At 71.4% G+C, this 14664-nt stretch carries 15 protein-coding genes; 11 read left to right on the top strand and 4 right to left on the bottom strand.

Features of this window, described 5'->3' with window-relative positions:
- The first annotated feature begins 20 nt into the window (after window positions 1–20).
- The 6 genes from rhaS (at window position 21) to DVH02_RS09460 (ending at window position 6652) form a co-directional block, all read left to right on the top strand.
- Complete coding sequence (gene rhaS, locus DVH02_RS09485; protein WP_114623315.1) at window positions 21–1109, top strand: rhamnose ABC transporter substrate-binding protein; 1089 nt, start codon at window positions 21–23, stop codon at window positions 1107–1109.
- 15 nt (window positions 1110–1124) lie between these two features.
- On the top strand, window positions 1125–1445 hold the full coding sequence (locus DVH02_RS09480; protein WP_114623314.1) for an L-rhamnose mutarotase: 321 nt from the start codon (window positions 1125–1127) through the stop codon (window positions 1443–1445).
- A gap of 92 nt (window positions 1446–1537) precedes the next feature.
- Complete coding sequence (locus DVH02_RS09475; RefSeq protein ID WP_114623313.1) at window positions 1538–2965, top strand: BNR repeat-containing protein; 1428 nt, start codon at window positions 1538–1540, stop codon at window positions 2963–2965.
- Window positions 2966–2982: 17 nt separating this feature from the next.
- Window positions 2983–4428, top strand: a complete 1446-nt coding sequence (locus tag DVH02_RS09470; RefSeq protein ID WP_114623312.1) for an L-fucose/L-arabinose isomerase family protein — start codon at window positions 2983–2985, stop codon at window positions 4426–4428.
- Window positions 4428–5453: a LacI family DNA-binding transcriptional regulator gene (locus tag DVH02_RS09465; RefSeq protein ID WP_114623311.1), complete on the top strand. Its 1026-nt coding sequence runs from the start codon at window positions 4428–4430 to the stop codon at window positions 5451–5453. The genes DVH02_RS09470 and DVH02_RS09465 overlap by 1 nt, the downstream gene beginning before the upstream one ends.
- A gap of 134 nt (window positions 5454–5587) precedes the next feature.
- On the top strand, window positions 5588–6652 hold the full coding sequence (locus DVH02_RS09460) for a glycoside hydrolase family 19 protein (RefSeq protein WP_233518116.1): 1065 nt from the start codon (window positions 5588–5590) through the stop codon (window positions 6650–6652).
- 74 nt (window positions 6653–6726) lie between these two features.
- Here DVH02_RS09460 and DVH02_RS09455 read toward each other — a convergent pair whose 3' ends face one another.
- Together DVH02_RS09455 and DVH02_RS09450 are read right to left on the bottom strand one after the other, a co-directional pair.
- Window positions 6727–7830, bottom strand: coding sequence for a YihY/virulence factor BrkB family protein (locus DVH02_RS09455; protein ID WP_114623310.1), 1104 nt, complete (start codon window positions 7828–7830; stop codon window positions 6727–6729).
- Between the two features lie 209 nt (window positions 7831–8039).
- Complete coding sequence (locus tag DVH02_RS09450) at window positions 8040–8546, bottom strand: Asp23/Gls24 family envelope stress response protein (protein ID WP_114623309.1); 507 nt, start codon at window positions 8544–8546, stop codon at window positions 8040–8042.
- Between the two features lie 210 nt (window positions 8547–8756).
- On the opposite strand from DVH02_RS09450, the gene DVH02_RS09445 reads away from it, so the two are divergent.
- From DVH02_RS09445 to DVH02_RS09425, 5 genes are all read left to right on the top strand, one after another.
- Window positions 8757–9386: an RNA polymerase sigma factor gene (locus DVH02_RS09445; RefSeq protein WP_114623308.1), complete on the top strand. Its 630-nt coding sequence runs from the start codon at window positions 8757–8759 to the stop codon at window positions 9384–9386.
- Window positions 9377–10219, top strand: a complete 843-nt coding sequence (locus tag DVH02_RS09440) for an Asp23/Gls24 family envelope stress response protein (protein ID WP_114623307.1) — start codon at window positions 9377–9379, stop codon at window positions 10217–10219. Before DVH02_RS09445 ends, DVH02_RS09440 begins: the two co-directional genes overlap by 10 nt.
- Entirely contained in the window at window positions 10216–10578 is a 363-nt protein-coding gene (locus DVH02_RS09435) for an Asp23/Gls24 family envelope stress response protein (RefSeq protein ID WP_114623306.1), read from the top strand. The genes DVH02_RS09440 and DVH02_RS09435 overlap by 4 nt, the downstream gene beginning before the upstream one ends.
- 160 nt (window positions 10579–10738) lie before the next feature.
- Window positions 10739–11236: a tyrosinase family oxidase copper chaperone gene (locus DVH02_RS09430; protein ID WP_114623305.1), complete on the top strand. Its 498-nt coding sequence runs from the start codon at window positions 10739–10741 to the stop codon at window positions 11234–11236.
- Window positions 11237–11260: 24 nt separating this feature from the next.
- Window positions 11261–12124, top strand: coding sequence for a tyrosinase family protein (locus DVH02_RS09425; RefSeq protein WP_114623304.1), 864 nt, complete (start codon window positions 11261–11263; stop codon window positions 12122–12124).
- 184 nt (window positions 12125–12308) lie between these two features.
- Here DVH02_RS09425 and DVH02_RS09420 read toward each other — a convergent pair whose 3' ends face one another.
- Complete coding sequence (locus DVH02_RS09420; RefSeq protein ID WP_114623303.1) at window positions 12309–12578, bottom strand: chaplin; 270 nt, start codon at window positions 12576–12578, stop codon at window positions 12309–12311.
- Between the two features lie 207 nt (window positions 12579–12785).
- Entirely contained in the window at window positions 12786–14573 is a 1788-nt protein-coding gene (locus DVH02_RS09415; RefSeq protein ID WP_114623302.1) for an ABC transporter ATP-binding protein, read from the bottom strand.
- Window positions 14574–14664: the final 91 nt, after the last annotated feature.

Below are 14664 nucleotides of genomic sequence, written 5' to 3'. Positions count from 1 at the left end.
TCCAGAAAGGCACCCCCGCCATGCTCATCCGTACCGCTGCCCGACGCCGCGCGGCCGCCACCGCCGCCACCGCCTGTGCCCTCGCCGTCGCCCTGACCGCGTGCTCCGGCACCACCAAGGACAGCGCCGTCGAGGAAGGGGGCGACACGGGCGCCGCCGCCGCGTCGGCCAACCCGGACGCGCCGCTGAAGAAGGGCCTCAAACTCGCCTTCCTGCCCAAGCAGATCAACAACCCGTACGAGAAGATCGTCGACGAGGCCGGCATCAAGGCCGCCGGGGAGTACGGCGCCACCGGCAAGGAGGTCGGCCCCTCCGACGCCAGCGCCTCCTCGCAGGTCTCGTACATCAACACGCTCATCCAGCAGCGCCAGGACGCCATCCTGATCGCGGCCAACGACCCGAACGCGGTGTGCGGCCCGCTCAAGCAGGCCATGAAGAAGAACATCAAGGTCGTCGCGTACGACTCGGACACCGCCAAGGACTGCCGCCAGCTCTTCATCAACCAGGCCAGCTCCGAACAGATCGGCCGCAGCCTCGTCCAGCACCTCGGCGAGCAGATCGACTACAAGGGCAAGATCGCCATCCTCTCGGCCACCCAGAACGCCACCAACCAGAACACCTGGATCGCGTTCATGAAGGACGAGCTGAAGCTGCCCAAGTACAAGGACATGCAGCTGGTCAAGGTGGCCTACGGCGACGACGCGGACCAGAAGTCCTTCCAGCAGACCCAGGGCCTCATGCAGGCCTACCCGGACCTCAAGGGCATCATCTCGCCCACCACCGTCGGCATCGCCGCCGCCGCCCGCTACCTGGGCGACTCCTCGTACAAGGGCAAGGTCGTCCTCAACGGGCTGGGCACCCCCAACCAGATGCGCAAGTACGTCAAGAACGACACCGTCGAGCAGTTCTCCCTGTGGAACCCCGAGGAGCTGGGCTACCTCGGCTCGTACGCCGCCGCGGCCCTGGCCTCCGGGCAGATCACCGGCGCCGAGGGGGAGAAGTTCAAGGCGGGCAAGCTCGGCGAGTACACCATCGGCAAGGACGGCGAGGTCATCCTCGGCGAACCGACCGTCTTCGACAAGAAGAACATCGACAAGTTCGACTTCTGAGCGGGGCGGGAAATCGTGCGACGCGTCTGCTTCCTGCTGAAGGTCCGTCAGGACCGCATCACCGAATACCGCGAGCGGCACGCCGCCGTCTGGCCGGACATGCTCCTGGCCCTGTCGCAGTGCGGCTGGCACAACTACTCGCTCTTCCTGCGCGACGACGGACTCCTCGTCGGCTACCTGGAGACCGAGGACTTCACCGCGGCCCAGGAGGCCATGGCCGCCACCGAGGTCAACGCCCGGTGGCAGAAGGACATGGCGCCCTTCTTCGAAGCGCTCGACGGCGACCGGCCGGACGAGGCGATGAAGCCGCTCACCGAGGTCTTCCACCTCGCCTGACACGCGGCCGACGGCCGCCGCCCCGCCGGAACCGGCAGGGCGCCCGGCCGGGCCGCGCGCCAGGGTCCCGCACTCAACGGAGAGATACGGACATGAGACTCAGGACCGCCGCGACCGCGGCCACCGTGCTCCTCACCGCCGCCTCGCTGCCCGGCGCCGCGGGCACGGCGCGGGCCGCCGACCCCGGCCCCGCCGTCACCCGGGTGGCCGACACCCAGCTCGACCCCCAGGCCATCTACTTCGTCTCCTACGACGGCCTCGTCAACAACAACTCGTTCCAGAAGAACGGGCTGCTGACCTACAAGGGCCACCAGTACGCCGCCTGGTACACGGCCGACCGCACCGCCGTCGTCGCCCGGCGCGCACTCGGCGCCTCCTCCTGGCAGACCGTACGGCTGGCGCACCGGCTGAGCACCGACGACTCCCACAACGTCATCTCCATGGGCCTCTCACGCGTCGACGGCCGACTGCACATCAACCTGGACTCCCACAGCGACGGCTTCTTCTACCTGAAGTCGGCCGCCGGACTGCTGGACGACCCGGCGGGGCGCGCCTGGGCGAGCGACGCGTTCGGCCCCGTACAGACCACGCTGGACGGGCTCGCCCTCACCTCCCAGTTCACCTATCCGCAGTTCGTCGCCACCCCCGAGGGCCGGCTCCAGCTCAGCTACCGGGCCGGCGTCTCCGGCAACGGCCGCAACGCCCTCGCCGAGTACGACGGCACGAAGTGGACCGCGCTCGGCGAATGGTCCGGCTCCACCGGTACCTACACCAGCGAGCACGGCTCCAGCACCGCCCGCAACATGTATCTGCACGGCATCGACTACGGCCCCGACGGCCGCCTCCACGCCTTCTACACCTGGCGCGAACAGTCCAACGCCGTCATGTGCCACAACGGCGGCCTCACCAACCACGACACCGGCTACGTCTACAGCACCGACCGCGGCCGGACCTGGCGCAACCAGGCGGGCACCGCCGTCGGCACCACCGGCGGCTCCGACAAGGTCACCGTCGACGACCCCGGCACGGTCGTCGACCCGCTCAACCCCGACCACTCGCTGATGAACCAGGAGAGTCAGGCCACCGACTCCACCGGCCTCCCGCAGGCGATCATCAGCTATGTCCCGGGCCGGTTCGGCCAGTGCACCACCGGCTACGCCGCCGACAGGACCGCGCACGGCCGCGCCTTCCACCTGGTCAGTAACGCGGCAGGCGACTGGAAGAAGACGGAGATACCCGTCCCGCTCGACTCCAGCCAGCGCACCCGTCTCGTCCTCGACAAGTACGACAACGCCTACGCCGTCCTGCCCTACGGCCGGATCGCCGCGGCCTCGAAGTCCTCCGGTTACACCGACTGGAAGACCCTGTACGACGCCGGCGCCCTGAACGCCTTCGGCGAGGTCGTGGTGGACGACACCCGCCTCGCGCAGGACGGTGTTCTGTCGTACATGTACCAGCGGAAGTCGAGCGGCACCACGCCCTCCGCGCTGCGTGTCATCGACTTCCGGCTCCCGTCCTGACGCACGAAGGGTCCGCCATGACCACACCAGAGGCCCGCACCGCCACCCGTACCCCCGCCGTCGCCAGAAAGCCCAGGATCGGCCTGGTCGCGGGCGGCCTCGGCGCGTACTGGCCGCAGTTCCCCGACCTGCTCCCGCAACTGCGCGGCTCGGCCGCCCGGGTCACCGCACGCATGCGCGCGTTCGACGCCGAGGTGATCGACGTCGGCTTCATCTCGGACGCCGAGGAAGGCGCGGCGGCCGCCGAGAAACTGCGCGCGGCCGGCTGCGACCTGATCGTCGGCTTCCTCACCACCTATATGACGGCCACGATGCTCGTCCCCATCGCCCAGCGCAGCGGCGCCCCCGTCCTGCTGATCAACCTCCAGCCCACCCCCGCCATGGACCACGCCTCCTTCGACACCGGCCAGTGGCTCGCCTACTGCGGCGCCTGCCCGCTGCCCGAGATGGCCAACGCCTTCGAACGCGTCGGCGTGCCCTTCCGCTCGGTCTCCGGCCATCTGGAGGACGAACGGGCCTGGGCACGCATCGGCCGCTGGATCCGCGCCGCCGGGGTCCGCTCCGTGCTGCGCCACGGCCGGCACGGACTGATGGGCCATCTCTACCCCGGCATGTACGACGTCTCCACCGACCTCACCATGGTCCCGGGACAGCTCGGCGGACATGTGGAGGTGGTCGAGTTCGACGACCTGCGGGTCCGGGTGGAGGCGGCCGGGGACGACGACGTCGCCGCCAAGCTCGACGAGACCCGCCGGGTCTTCGACCTCGCCGACTCCGTGGTCGAGGACGACCTGCGCTGGGCCGCCCGGGTCGCCGTCGGACTCGACCGGCTCGTCGCCGACTTCGACCTGGACTCGCTCGCGTACTACCACCGCGGGCTGAAGGGCGAGGTCCACGAGCGGCTCGGCGCCGGCATGATCCTCGGCTCCTCCCTGCTCACCTCGCGCTCCGTGCCGACCTGCGGGGAGTACGAGCTGCGCACCTCGCTGGCCATGCTGATCACCGACCGGCTCGGCGCGGGCGGCTCCTTCACCGAACTCCAGGCGCTCGACTTCACCGCCGGAGTCGTCGAGATGGGCCACGACGGCCCCGGTCACCTCGCCATCAGCGCGCGCAAGCCCCTGCTGCGCGGGCTCGGTGTCTACCACGGCAAGCGCGGCTGGGGCGTCTCCGTCGAATTCGACGTACGGCACGGCCCGGTGACGCTGGTCGGACTCGGCCAGAGCCGCGACGGCCGCTACCGGCTGATCGCGGCCGAGGGCGAGGTGGTCGAAGGACCGCATCTGGAGATCGGCAACACCACCTCACGCGTCGGCTTCGGCTGCGACCCGGGGGAGTGGACCGACGCGTGGAGCGCGAGCGGCGTCGGCCACCACTGGGCACTGGCCACCGGCGCGCTCCTGCCGGAGCTGCGCGCGCTGGCCGGGCTGACCGGACTCGACCTGGTGGAAGTCACGGTCTGATGCGGCGGCCGGTGGGAATCAAGGATGTGGCGGGAGCGGCCGGGGTCTCGGTGGGCACCGTCTCGAACGTGATCAACCGGCCCGACTCCGTCACCGAGGAGACCCGGCTGCGCGTCCTGTCCGCCATCGAACGGCTCGGCTATGTACGCAGCGAGTCCGCGCGCCAGCTGCGCGCGGGCCGCAGCCGCATCCTGGCCGTGCTCGTGCTCGACATGGCCAACCCGTTCTTCGTGGAGGTGGCCTCCGGCGCGGAACGCTCCGCCCGCGCCGCCGGGCTCGGCGTGATGCTCTGCAACAGCGCGGAGAGCCCGGCGGAGGAGGCCACCTACCTCACCATGTTCTCCGAACAGCAGGTGCGGGGCGTGCTCGTCACCCCGGCCGACATGAGCGGCCGCAACCTCGACGCCTTCCGCCGCCACGGCATCCCGTTCGTCCTCGTCGACCGGATCGTGCCCAGCAGCGCGGGCTGCTCCGTCTCCGTCGACGATGTGACCGGCGGTGCGCTGGCCGTACGCCATCTGCTGCGCAGGGGCAGCCGCGACATCGCCTACGTCAGCGGCCCGATGCATCTGGCGCAGTGCCAGAACCGCCGCGAGGGCGCGCTGCTCGCCCTCGCCGAGGAGGGACGCGGGCCCGGCGCGCTGCGCCATGTCGAGGCCGCGCGTCTCGACGTCGCCGCGGGCCGGGACGCGGGGGCGCGGCTGCTCGGCATGGCGGTCCGGCCGGACGCGGTGTTCTGCGCCAACGACCTGCTGGCTCTCGGCGTCCTCCAGACGCTGTACCACGCGGGCGTACGGGTCCCCGAGGACATCGCCCTCGTCGGTTACGACGACATCGAGTTCGCCTCGGCCGCCGCCGTACCGCTCACCTCGGTGCGCCAGCCCGCCTTCCAGCTCGGCGGCGCCGCCGCCGACCTGCTGATCGAGGAGACGGCGCGGGACGCGGTCGCGCACGAGCACCGGCGCATCGTGCTCCAGCCCGAACTGGTCGTACGCGCCTCGACGTTGGCCGGGGCGCGGCGCTGAAGGCCGGGAAGCGACCGTCCCGCGTGGCGGGCTTTGGTCTAGACCTTGACAGGCGCACGCGATTTCCGCTTTGGTTCCCTCACCCCCCATGGTGAGCGCCGGACTCCGGCTGCTCGCGCGAAGGAGTGAGTCGTTTGAGACAGCGTGTACTGGCCCTGTTCACCGCGATGGCCTCGGCCCTCGCTCTCCTGATGTTCCTGCCCGCCTCGTCCGCCTCCGCCGCGACCTGCGCGGCGGGCTGGAACACCTCGGCCGTCTACACCGGCGGCAACGTCGCCTCGTACAACGGCCACAACTGGTCGGCGAAGTGGTGGACGCAGGGAGAGGCCCCCGGCACCTCCGACGTCTGGGCCGACCAGGGCGGCTGTGACGGATCCAGCCCCGGCGGCGGCTCCGGCGGCAGCTGCGACTACCCGTCGTGGGTCGCGGGCCGTTCGTACGTCACCGGCGACATCGTCACATACACCGACGGAAAGTACTACCGCGCCGAACACGACAACCCGGGCTACGACCCGGTCATCAGCACCTGGTACTGGACCCCCTACACCTGCGGCGGAGGGACCGAGCCCCCGGCACCGGGCGGATTCGTCGTCAGCGAAGCCCAGTTCAACCAGATGTTCCCGAGCCGGAACTCCTTCTACACCTACAGCGGGCTGAAGGCCGCGCTGAGCGCCTACCCGGGCTTCGCCAACACCGGCAGCGACACGGTCAAGCGCCAGGAGGCCGCCGCGTTCCTGGCCAATGCCAGCCACGAGACCGGCGGACTGGTCCACATCGTCGAGCAGAACACCGCCAACTACCCGCACTACTGCGACCCGAGCCAGCCCTACGGCTGCCCGGCCGGGCAGGCCGCCTACTACGGCCGCGGCCCGATCCAGCTGAGCTGGAACTTCAACTACAAGGCGGCCGGTGACGCCCTCGGCATCGACCTGCTGAACAACCCCAACCTCGTCCAGAACGACGCGGCCGTGGCCTGGAAGACCGCCCTCTGGTACTGGAACACCCAGACCGGTCCCGGCACGATGACGCCGCACAACGCCATGGTCAACGGCCGGGGCTTCGGCGAGACCATCCGCTCCATCAACGGCAGCATCGAGTGCAACGGGGGCAACCCCGGGCAGGTGCAGAGCCGGATCAACCTCTACCAGAACTTCGTGTCGATCCTCGGCACCACACCCGGATCCAACCTGAGCTGCTGAACCACCGCGGTACACCGGGCCGGTCCGACGGGCACCCGCCCGCGGACCGGCCCTCGCGCGCGGGTCAGAGCCGGTCAGACCGGACGCTGATCCAGCGCGGACGCCGATACACAAGTCGGTACGGAGGCCGGTACGGACGCCGGCACGGCCGGGGGCGCCGGGACCGGGGCGGGATTCTCCTCGACGGGCCCGCGTTCGGCGGATTTCTCCTCGACGGGCGCGGGGTGTTTCTCTTCGCCGGGCTCCCGCGCGCCCGACTCCTCCTCCTGGGCGTCGGACTCCTGGGCGTCGGAGGCCGCGCTTCTGGCCAGTTCGGCGTTGAACTGCGCACCGGCCAGCAGGGAGAGATTGGTGACCCAGAGCCAGACGAGGAACACGATGATCCCCGCCAGCGAGCCGTAGAGCCGGTTGTACGTGCCCGCGTGCGACGTGTACACCGCGAACCCCGCCGAGGTCAGCAGCCAGAGCGCCACCGCGAGGATCCCGCCCGGCAGCGAGCGCCGGAGCCGCCGTGTGTCCACCGGGCCGGTACGGAACACCATCAGCACCAGAACCGCCGCCAGCGCCAGCAGCAGCGGCCACTTCATCATCCGCCACACCAGGGACACCGTCGTGCCCATCCCCAGCACCCGCCCCAGGGTGTCCGCGGCCTCTCCGGTCAGCACGAGCGTGAGGGCGCTGGTCACCAGCAGGGTCAGCATGGCCAGAGCGGTCAGCACGATCAGCGGCGCCGTACGCCACGGCGGCCGGTGGTCGACGGCGCCGTGCATGGCGTGCAGGGCACGGCGGAACACGCCCAGATAGCTGGAGGCCGACCACATCGCGCCCACGGTGCCGAACGACGCCAGCAGCCAGGCGGCCGAGCGCTGCTGCGTCATCTCCTCCAGCGAGCTGCGGACCAGCGGCTGCGACTGCGCCGGAACGATGGCCGCCACCTGGTCGGCCAGCTGCGCGCTCGCGTCGGGTCCGGCCAGACCGATGGAGCAGACGGTGACCAGCAGCGCCGGGAAGATCGCCAGGACCGCGTAATAGGTGAGGGCGGCGGCCTGGTCGGTGGCGTCGTCGTGCCACAGAGCGAGTGGTGTGCGGCGCAGTGCGCCGGCCAGCCGGCCGCGCCGCTTCACAGCGGCCTTGCCGATGCGTGCCAACACTCCGCGTCCGGATTCCTCGGCGGACAACGCTGCCTCCTGCGTCCTCGAACATGCCGTCCCCCACGGGACGGGTCAGGTCACAGCCTGCCCCATCACCACGACGGCCCTGACCAGCACCGTCGTGGCCGGGGCCGGCCCCGGCCCGAGCCGCGCGCGGGCCGTGCTGACCGTCTGCCCGGGATCGGCGCTCTCAGCCCGACCCCGGGCAGATGTTCCGCCGAGAGCCGCGGCGGTGATCAGGCGACGCGTCCCTCGGACGCGTGAGCGGATTCGTCGTCGTCCTCGGGCAGGTGGACGTCGTTGACGGTGACGTTCACCTCGACGACCTCAAGGCCGGTGATCCGCTCGACGGCGGCGATGACGTTCTCCCGTACATCACGGGCCACATCGGTGATCGCCACGCCGTACTCCACCACCAGGTCCAGGTCGATGGCGGTCTGGCGCTCGCCGACCTCGACCTTGACGCCCCGGCCCACATTGGGACGGCCGCCCGGCACCCGGTCGCGCACGGCGCCCAGAGTGCGGGACAGGCCGCCGCCCATGTCGTACACACCGGGGATCTCGCGCGCGGCCATCCCGGAGATCTTGACGACCACGACATCGGCGATGGAGGTCCTGCCGCGCGTCGCGGCCGGCTCGTTCACCCCGACGGCCCCGTCGCCGACGGTGGTGGAACCCGCGGCCGTGGAGCCCTGTCCGGTCACGGCCTTCTTGATCGCGGGAGCTTCCTGGGTCGCTGTCATGGGACAGCCTCCTGTTTTCTCGTCCGGTCACCCGGCTCTCGGGGACTCTCACTGCGTTGGACCCGCCACTCGCGAGATCGTCACGCGCGTTCGGCGAGATTCCTGAGAAATTTTCCGGTGACGGTTCCGCGTGACGACGGGCCGTCCCGCGTGTCCAACTCCATGGCCCCCCACACCGGGGCTCACGGGGATGTCGAGAGGAGTCGGTGAGTGCCCGGCAACGGGAATCAACTGTCAGCACGCGCGCCGGACCGGGACACGGGACGGGGCCGGGAGCAGGATCCGGCCCAGGACCGCGACCCGTCCGACGACGGTCTGCTGGCCGTACGCGCGGGCGAAGGCGACGAGGAAGCGTTCGAGGTCCTGGTGCGCCGGCACGGCCCGGTCATGCTCCAGCTGGCGACGCGCCTGCTCGGCAATCGCACCGAGGCGGAGGACGCCGTGCAGGACGCGTTCGTGAACGCCTGGCGCAAGTTGCCCGAGTTCCGTGGCGAGTCGGCCTTCAGAACCTGGATGTACCGGATTGTCACCAACCGGTGCCTCAACCAGCTACGCGCGCGCCGTCCGGCCACCGATCTGGACTCGGTACCGGAACCGGCCGCGCCCGAATACCAGTCCTCACCGGCCCGGGTGGCCGAGTCCCACGCGGCCACCCGCGCGCTGGCCGTGGCCATGGCGGGGCTCTCGCCGGAACAGCGTGCCTGCTGGGTACTGCGCGAGCTGCACGGATTGTCGTACGAGAGCATCGCGGAGACGGTCGGAATCAGCCTGCAGGCGGTCCGCGGCCGGGTCTTCCGCGCACGCCGCTACCTGACGGAGGCGATGAGCGCATGGCGCTGAACGCGCATTCAGGCCGCCCCGGGGAGCCGGGGCGGACGCCTGACGAGCCCGCGACCACACCTGACGAGGAGTCACCTACGGACGACAACGCACTCGACGAGTCGTCGGCGGCGACGGAGCGCGCGGTTCCGGAGACCGGGACCCGGGAGAACGGGGCCCGGGAGAACGGGGCTCTGGACGCGCGCGCCCCGGAGGCCGACGACGAGGAACTCCTGCCCTGCGGCCGGGAACTCAGCGCGGTCTGGGAGGCGTGGGAAGCCGGGGAGAGCGGGCTCGACCCGCATCTGGCCGACTGCCCGCACTGCTCCGCCGCACTGGCCGATCTGGCCGCCCTGGACGACGCGGTACGGGAGGCGCGCGCGGACGACCCGTCCGACGCCACCGGTCTCGCCGAGCTGACCGGCCGCGTCATGGACATGGTGCGGCTGGAGCTGCGCCCCGGCAGGTCCCTGCCGCTGGGAGCCCCCGAGGACGACGCCTGGATCGTGGAAGCCGCGGCCGCCCGCGCGTTCCGCGCCGCCGCCGAGTCCCTGCCGAGCGTACGGGCGGGCAGCTGCCGTATCGCTCCGCTGGACCCGGCGGTCGCACGGCGCGGCGGCGGCGCCGCCGGGGGACCGGCGGACCGGGGGCCCGTCCAGGTCAGGCTGGAGGTCGTGGCCGGGCTCCAGTGGCCGCTGCCCGAATTGGCCGAGTCGGTACGCGCACGAGTGGCCGAGGCGGCCGAGGACGCCATCGGGATCGACGTGGCCCGTATCGATGTACTGATCGTCGACGTTCTCGACGAGGAGGATCCGGCGGGATCCGGCGAGCACCAGGAAGGAGGACACCGGTGAACACTGAGCGGAAGATCCAGGACGAACTGTCCCTGGCGACGGCCGACGCCGCACGGCGGACCGCGGGGGTGGCGTTTCTGCGGCCCGGCATCGTCGACCGGCTCCGCGCCTCCGCCGCCTCCCGCGCCGGACGCCCCGGCACCGGGACGGCCGCGGGTCACGCGGGCGTACGGGTCAGAGCGCTCGACGGCGGCCCGGACGCCTGGCACATCGACATCCAGCTGGTCGCGCGCACCTCGCACCGCACGCTCGACGTCACCCGCGCCGTGCGCGCGGCCGTCGCGGCGGCGGCCGGGGACGTGCTGTCCGAACCGGGCGACCGGGTGCGGGTCACGGTGACGGTCGTCGGCATCGTCTGAACGGACCCGCGCCACCGAGGGGCAGGCCACCACCCGGTCGCCCGATAACCGTTTGGCTCTCGTCTCGTTGTCCCGGTCGGGGCGGCGGCCGGGCCGCGTGCCTTCCTCGCGCACCCGCGCCGCCGCCCCGCCCCATTGGTCGCGACGAGCGGAGGTCTTGATGGCGGACGGAAACCAGCGGCGCTCGGCGGTGCCACGGGCCGGGCGCTCCGGCGGTCCCGGCCCCGGACGGTCCCGGCGCCACCTGCTGCGTGGGCTGTTCACGCTGGGCGTGGTCACCGGCACCTCGGCGGCCCTGGCACCGATCCTGCGGGCGGGCCCGAGCGCGCCCGCCGCGCCCGCGCGGGCGGACGGCCCCGACGCGGCCCTCGACGAGATGTACCGGGGGCGCCGGATCCAGATCGGCCCCCGGCGGCCGGGCCGTACGAGCGACGGCGCTCCCGCCGCCGTACCGGCCGGACACGACGGCGGGCAGGCCGTGCCCGCCGTCCTGATCGACGGGCGGCCCCTGCACCTGATGCGGCGCGCGGACGGCGGATATCTGAGCGCGGTCAACCACTACCAGTCGTTCCCCACCGCGATCGAGACGGCCAGGGCCGCGGTGGACGAGCTGCGGGGCGCCCGGCTGCGGCCCGGGGGACCGCTCCACCACATCTGACATCCGACCAGGGAAGGCCCGACCGTGTACACCAGGAAGAACCAGCGCGATCTCACCGGAGCCGAGAGGCGCGGCTTCGTCAGCGCCGTTCTGGAACTCAAGCGCACGGGCGAGTACGAGGAGTTCGTCCGACTGCACAGCCAGTACAACACCGCCGACGCCCGGAGCGGCCCGCGCGCGGCACACATGACCCCCTCCTTCTTCCCCTGGCACCGGCGGTTCCTGCTGGAGTTCGAGCGCGCTCTGCAGCGCGTGGACCCCCAGGTGACCGTCCCGTACTGGGACTGGACCAGCGACAACACCCCGGCCGCCGGGCTGTGGGCCGACGACTTCCTCGGCGGCACCGGCCGCCCGCGGGACCAGCAGGTCACCACCGGCCCCTTCGCCTACAAGGCGGGCAACTGGACCATCAGGAACGGGGTGACGAGCGCCAAGTTCCTGACCCGCGACCTCGGCCGGCCGAGCGCCCCGGTCAGCCTTCCCGACAAGGACGAACTGGCGTCGGCCCTGAACCAGAAGATCTACGACGCCGACCCCTGGGACTCGACCGTCACCACGGGCTTCCGCAACGCGCTGGAGGGCTGGAGCGTGCGCTCCGTCCCGCACGAGCGCAACCACAACCGGGTCCACCGCTGGGTCGGCGGCGACATGCTGAGCGCGGCCTCGCCCAACGACCCCGTCTTCTGGCTGCACCACTCCTTCGTCGACCTCGTCTGGGACCGCTGGCAGCGCGCACACCCGGACGCGGGCTATCTGCCGAGGACGCGGCTGCGCGCGGGGGATCCGCAGCGGGACCGGATCGCCAGCCTGGACGAACCCCTGCCCCCGTGGAACGTCAAGCCGTCCGCACTCCTGGATCACACGAAGCTCTACCGCTACGCCGAATGAGCCCGGCCCGCCCGGCCGCCGTACCGCGTACGGACGCCGGGCCGGTCCCGGCACCCCCGCACGCACGACGGCCCCCCGCGCTCGCACGCGAGGGGCCGACCCTCACCGGAATCGCGCGGCCGAGGGGCCGCGCACCGTCATTCCGCGATCAGACCGGTGGCCGTGGCTCACCGGGTGTTGTGGCTCAGTAGCCGTAGCCGCCGTGGTGGCCGCCCGAGATGTTGGCGCACTGGTTGCCGAACGCCGGGTTGAGCAGACCGACCACGTCGATCGTGTTGCCGCAGACGTTGACCGGGACGTGCACCGGGATCTGGACGACATTGCCGGACAGGACACCGGGCGAGCCGACAGCGGCGGCGCCGGCGCCGGCGTCGGCAGCGGCCATACCGGCGCCACCGGCCAGCACGGCGCCCGTGCCGACGAGAACAGCGGTTGCCTTCGCGATACGCGACATCAAGATTCTCCTTGAACGTGTGGAGCACAGCCGCACGATGTGCGGCCTTCACGGACTTCAACGCCGCGACTCACACTCGGTAACGCCCCACGCGCGATCCGTTCTCGATCAGTTCGGTCTCCCACCTGATCGGCGCAGCCCGCCCGGTCACCCGACCGGCCGAACGGGCGCCCGTTCGCCGCGCCGGGCGGGCGCGTGCGCGGGCCGTCAGCCCGAGCGGCGCGGCTGGAGCGTGGTGGCGTACGGGCCGCTGCCGGCCAGCAGCTCGTGGTGGCTCCCCACCTCGACGATCCGGCCGTGCTCCATCACCACGATCCGGTCCGCGCCGCGGATGGTGGACAGCCGGTGCGCGACGACGAACACCGTGCGGCCCTGGACCAGACGGGACAGCGCGTCCTGGATCAGCGCCTCCGACGTGTTGTCCAGCGCCGACGTCGCCTCGTCCAGCACCAGGACCCGCGGATCCCTGATCAGCGCCCTGGCGATCGCCAGCCGCTGCTTCTGACCGCCCGACAGCCGCGCGCCGCGCTGCCCCACCACGGTGTCGAGACCGTCGGGCAGCCGCTCCACGAACTCCATCGCGTGGGCGGCGACCAGCGCCCGGCGCAGCGCCTCCTCGTCGGCACCGTCCTCCAGACCGTAGGTGACGTTCTCCCTGATGGTCCCCTCGAAGAGGATCGACTCCTGCGGCACGACCGAGAGGAAGCGCCGGTACGTGCGCAGATCCAGCTCCGCCATGTCCGCGCCGTCCAGCAGGATGCGGCCCTCCGTGGGCCTGATGAACCCGATCAGCAGATTCAGGATGGTGGACTTGCCCGCGCCCGACGCCCCGACCAGCGCGATCGTCTCGCCGGGCCGCACGGACAGGTCGAAGCCGCGCACCGAGGGCTCCGACGTCCCCGGGTAGCCGAACCCCACCCCCTCGAAATCGATCCGCCCGCCGACCCGCTCGACGGACGCCTTGCCCTCGTTGCTCTCCAGATCGGGCGCCTGCAGGACCTCGCCCATCGAGCGCACCGACTCCAGCCCCTTGGAGACGATCGGGGTCAGGCTCATCAGCGTGGTCAGCGACGCGGTCAGCGCGGTGAAGAAGGCACTGATCATGACGACGTCGCCCGCCGTCAGCCCCAGCAGGCCGTGGTACGCGACGACCGCGGAGCCCGACAGACAGCCCACGGCCATGGTGTTGAGCAGGATCCAGGAGAGCGAACCGAACCGGCCGTTGAGCAGGTCGAGCCGGAAACCCGCGGAGTGGACCCGCTCCAGGGTGTGGTCGACACGGTGCAGCGCCGTCCGTTCCAGACCGTGGGCGCGGGTGATGGGGATCAGGGTGGTCATCTCGCCGACGTGCGAGGACATCCGCTCGACCTCCACCCTGAACCGCTCGTTGTTGCTCCGGATACGGGCGCGCAGCCGGAGCACCAGCAGCGCCGCCAGCGGCACGACGACCAGGAAGACCGGCAGTACCACGGGGGCCCGGTACCCGATCACCGCCACTCCGCCGATCAGCGTCATGACGGCGCCGAGCCCCATGTCGGCGCTCTGCTGCGCCATCTGCTCCACGCCCTCGACATCCCGTACGACCTTGGTCTGCAGGACGCCGGCGCTGACCCGGGAGTGGTACCCGATGGACAGATGCTGCATCCGGCGGCAGAGCGCCGCGCGCAGTTCGCGGCCCATCCGGCGGATGCTGGCGCTCATCAGGCGTGCGTACAGCAGCGCCAGCGGGAAGTTGAGGACCAGGACGAAGACCAGGACGCCGGTGTTGTACCACAGCTCGGCGATCGGCCGGTGCTCCACGACGACATCGATGATGTTGGCCGTGATCAGCGGCAGCAGCCAGACCGGTATGTGCTTGACGGCGAAAACGAGAACGGCGAGCGAGAGCCTGCGCCGGTCCGGGCGGAAGAGATAGGCGAGCGTGCGGAGCGGATGCTCCCCGGAGTAGTGGTGGTCCAGCGGGCTCGTTCGCGAGACGGGTTCGGGTTTCGGCATGGAGGGCGGAGTCCTCTTCGAAAGGGTCGGCGGCACGCGCTCGTGGGCGGGGATCGTGTGGTGCGCGGAGAAAGTCTGCTCCGATCCCCGC

The sequence above is a fragment of the Streptomyces corynorhini genome (assembly GCF_003346515.1).
GTDB classification, from domain to species: Bacteria; Actinomycetota; Actinomycetes; order Streptomycetales; family Streptomycetaceae; genus Streptomyces; species Streptomyces corynorhini.
This window is presented reverse-complemented; position numbering and strand designations above follow the sequence as displayed.

Excerpts from the sequence above, each read along its gene's own strand:
- rhaS (WP_114623315.1), top strand. The coding sequence starts at position 21 with ATGCTCATCCGTACCGCTGCCCGACGCCGCGCGGCCGCCACCGCCGCC.
- DVH02_RS09475 (WP_114623313.1), top strand. The coding sequence starts at position 1,538 with ATGAGACTCAGGACCGCCGCGACCGCGGCCACCGTGCTCCTCACCGCC.
- DVH02_RS09470 (WP_114623312.1), top strand. The coding sequence starts at position 2,983 with ATGACCACACCAGAGGCCCGCACCGCCACCCGTACCCCCGCCGTCGCC.
- DVH02_RS09465 (WP_114623311.1), top strand. The coding sequence starts at position 4,428 with ATGCGGCGGCCGGTGGGAATCAAGGATGTGGCGGGAGCGGCCGGGGTC.
- DVH02_RS09450 (WP_114623309.1), bottom strand. The coding sequence starts at position 8,546 with ATGACAGCGACCCAGGAAGCTCCCGCGATCAAGAAGGCCGTGACCGGA.
- DVH02_RS09440 (WP_114623307.1), top strand. The coding sequence starts at position 9,377 with ATGGCGCTGAACGCGCATTCAGGCCGCCCCGGGGAGCCGGGGCGGACG.
- DVH02_RS09430 (WP_114623305.1), top strand. The coding sequence starts at position 10,739 with ATGGCGGACGGAAACCAGCGGCGCTCGGCGGTGCCACGGGCCGGGCGC.
- DVH02_RS09420 (WP_114623303.1), bottom strand. The coding sequence starts at position 12,578 with ATGTCGCGTATCGCGAAGGCAACCGCTGTTCTCGTCGGCACGGGCGCC.
- DVH02_RS09415 (WP_114623302.1), bottom strand. The coding sequence starts at position 14,573 with ATGCCGAAACCCGAACCCGTCTCGCGAACGAGCCCGCTGGACCACCAC.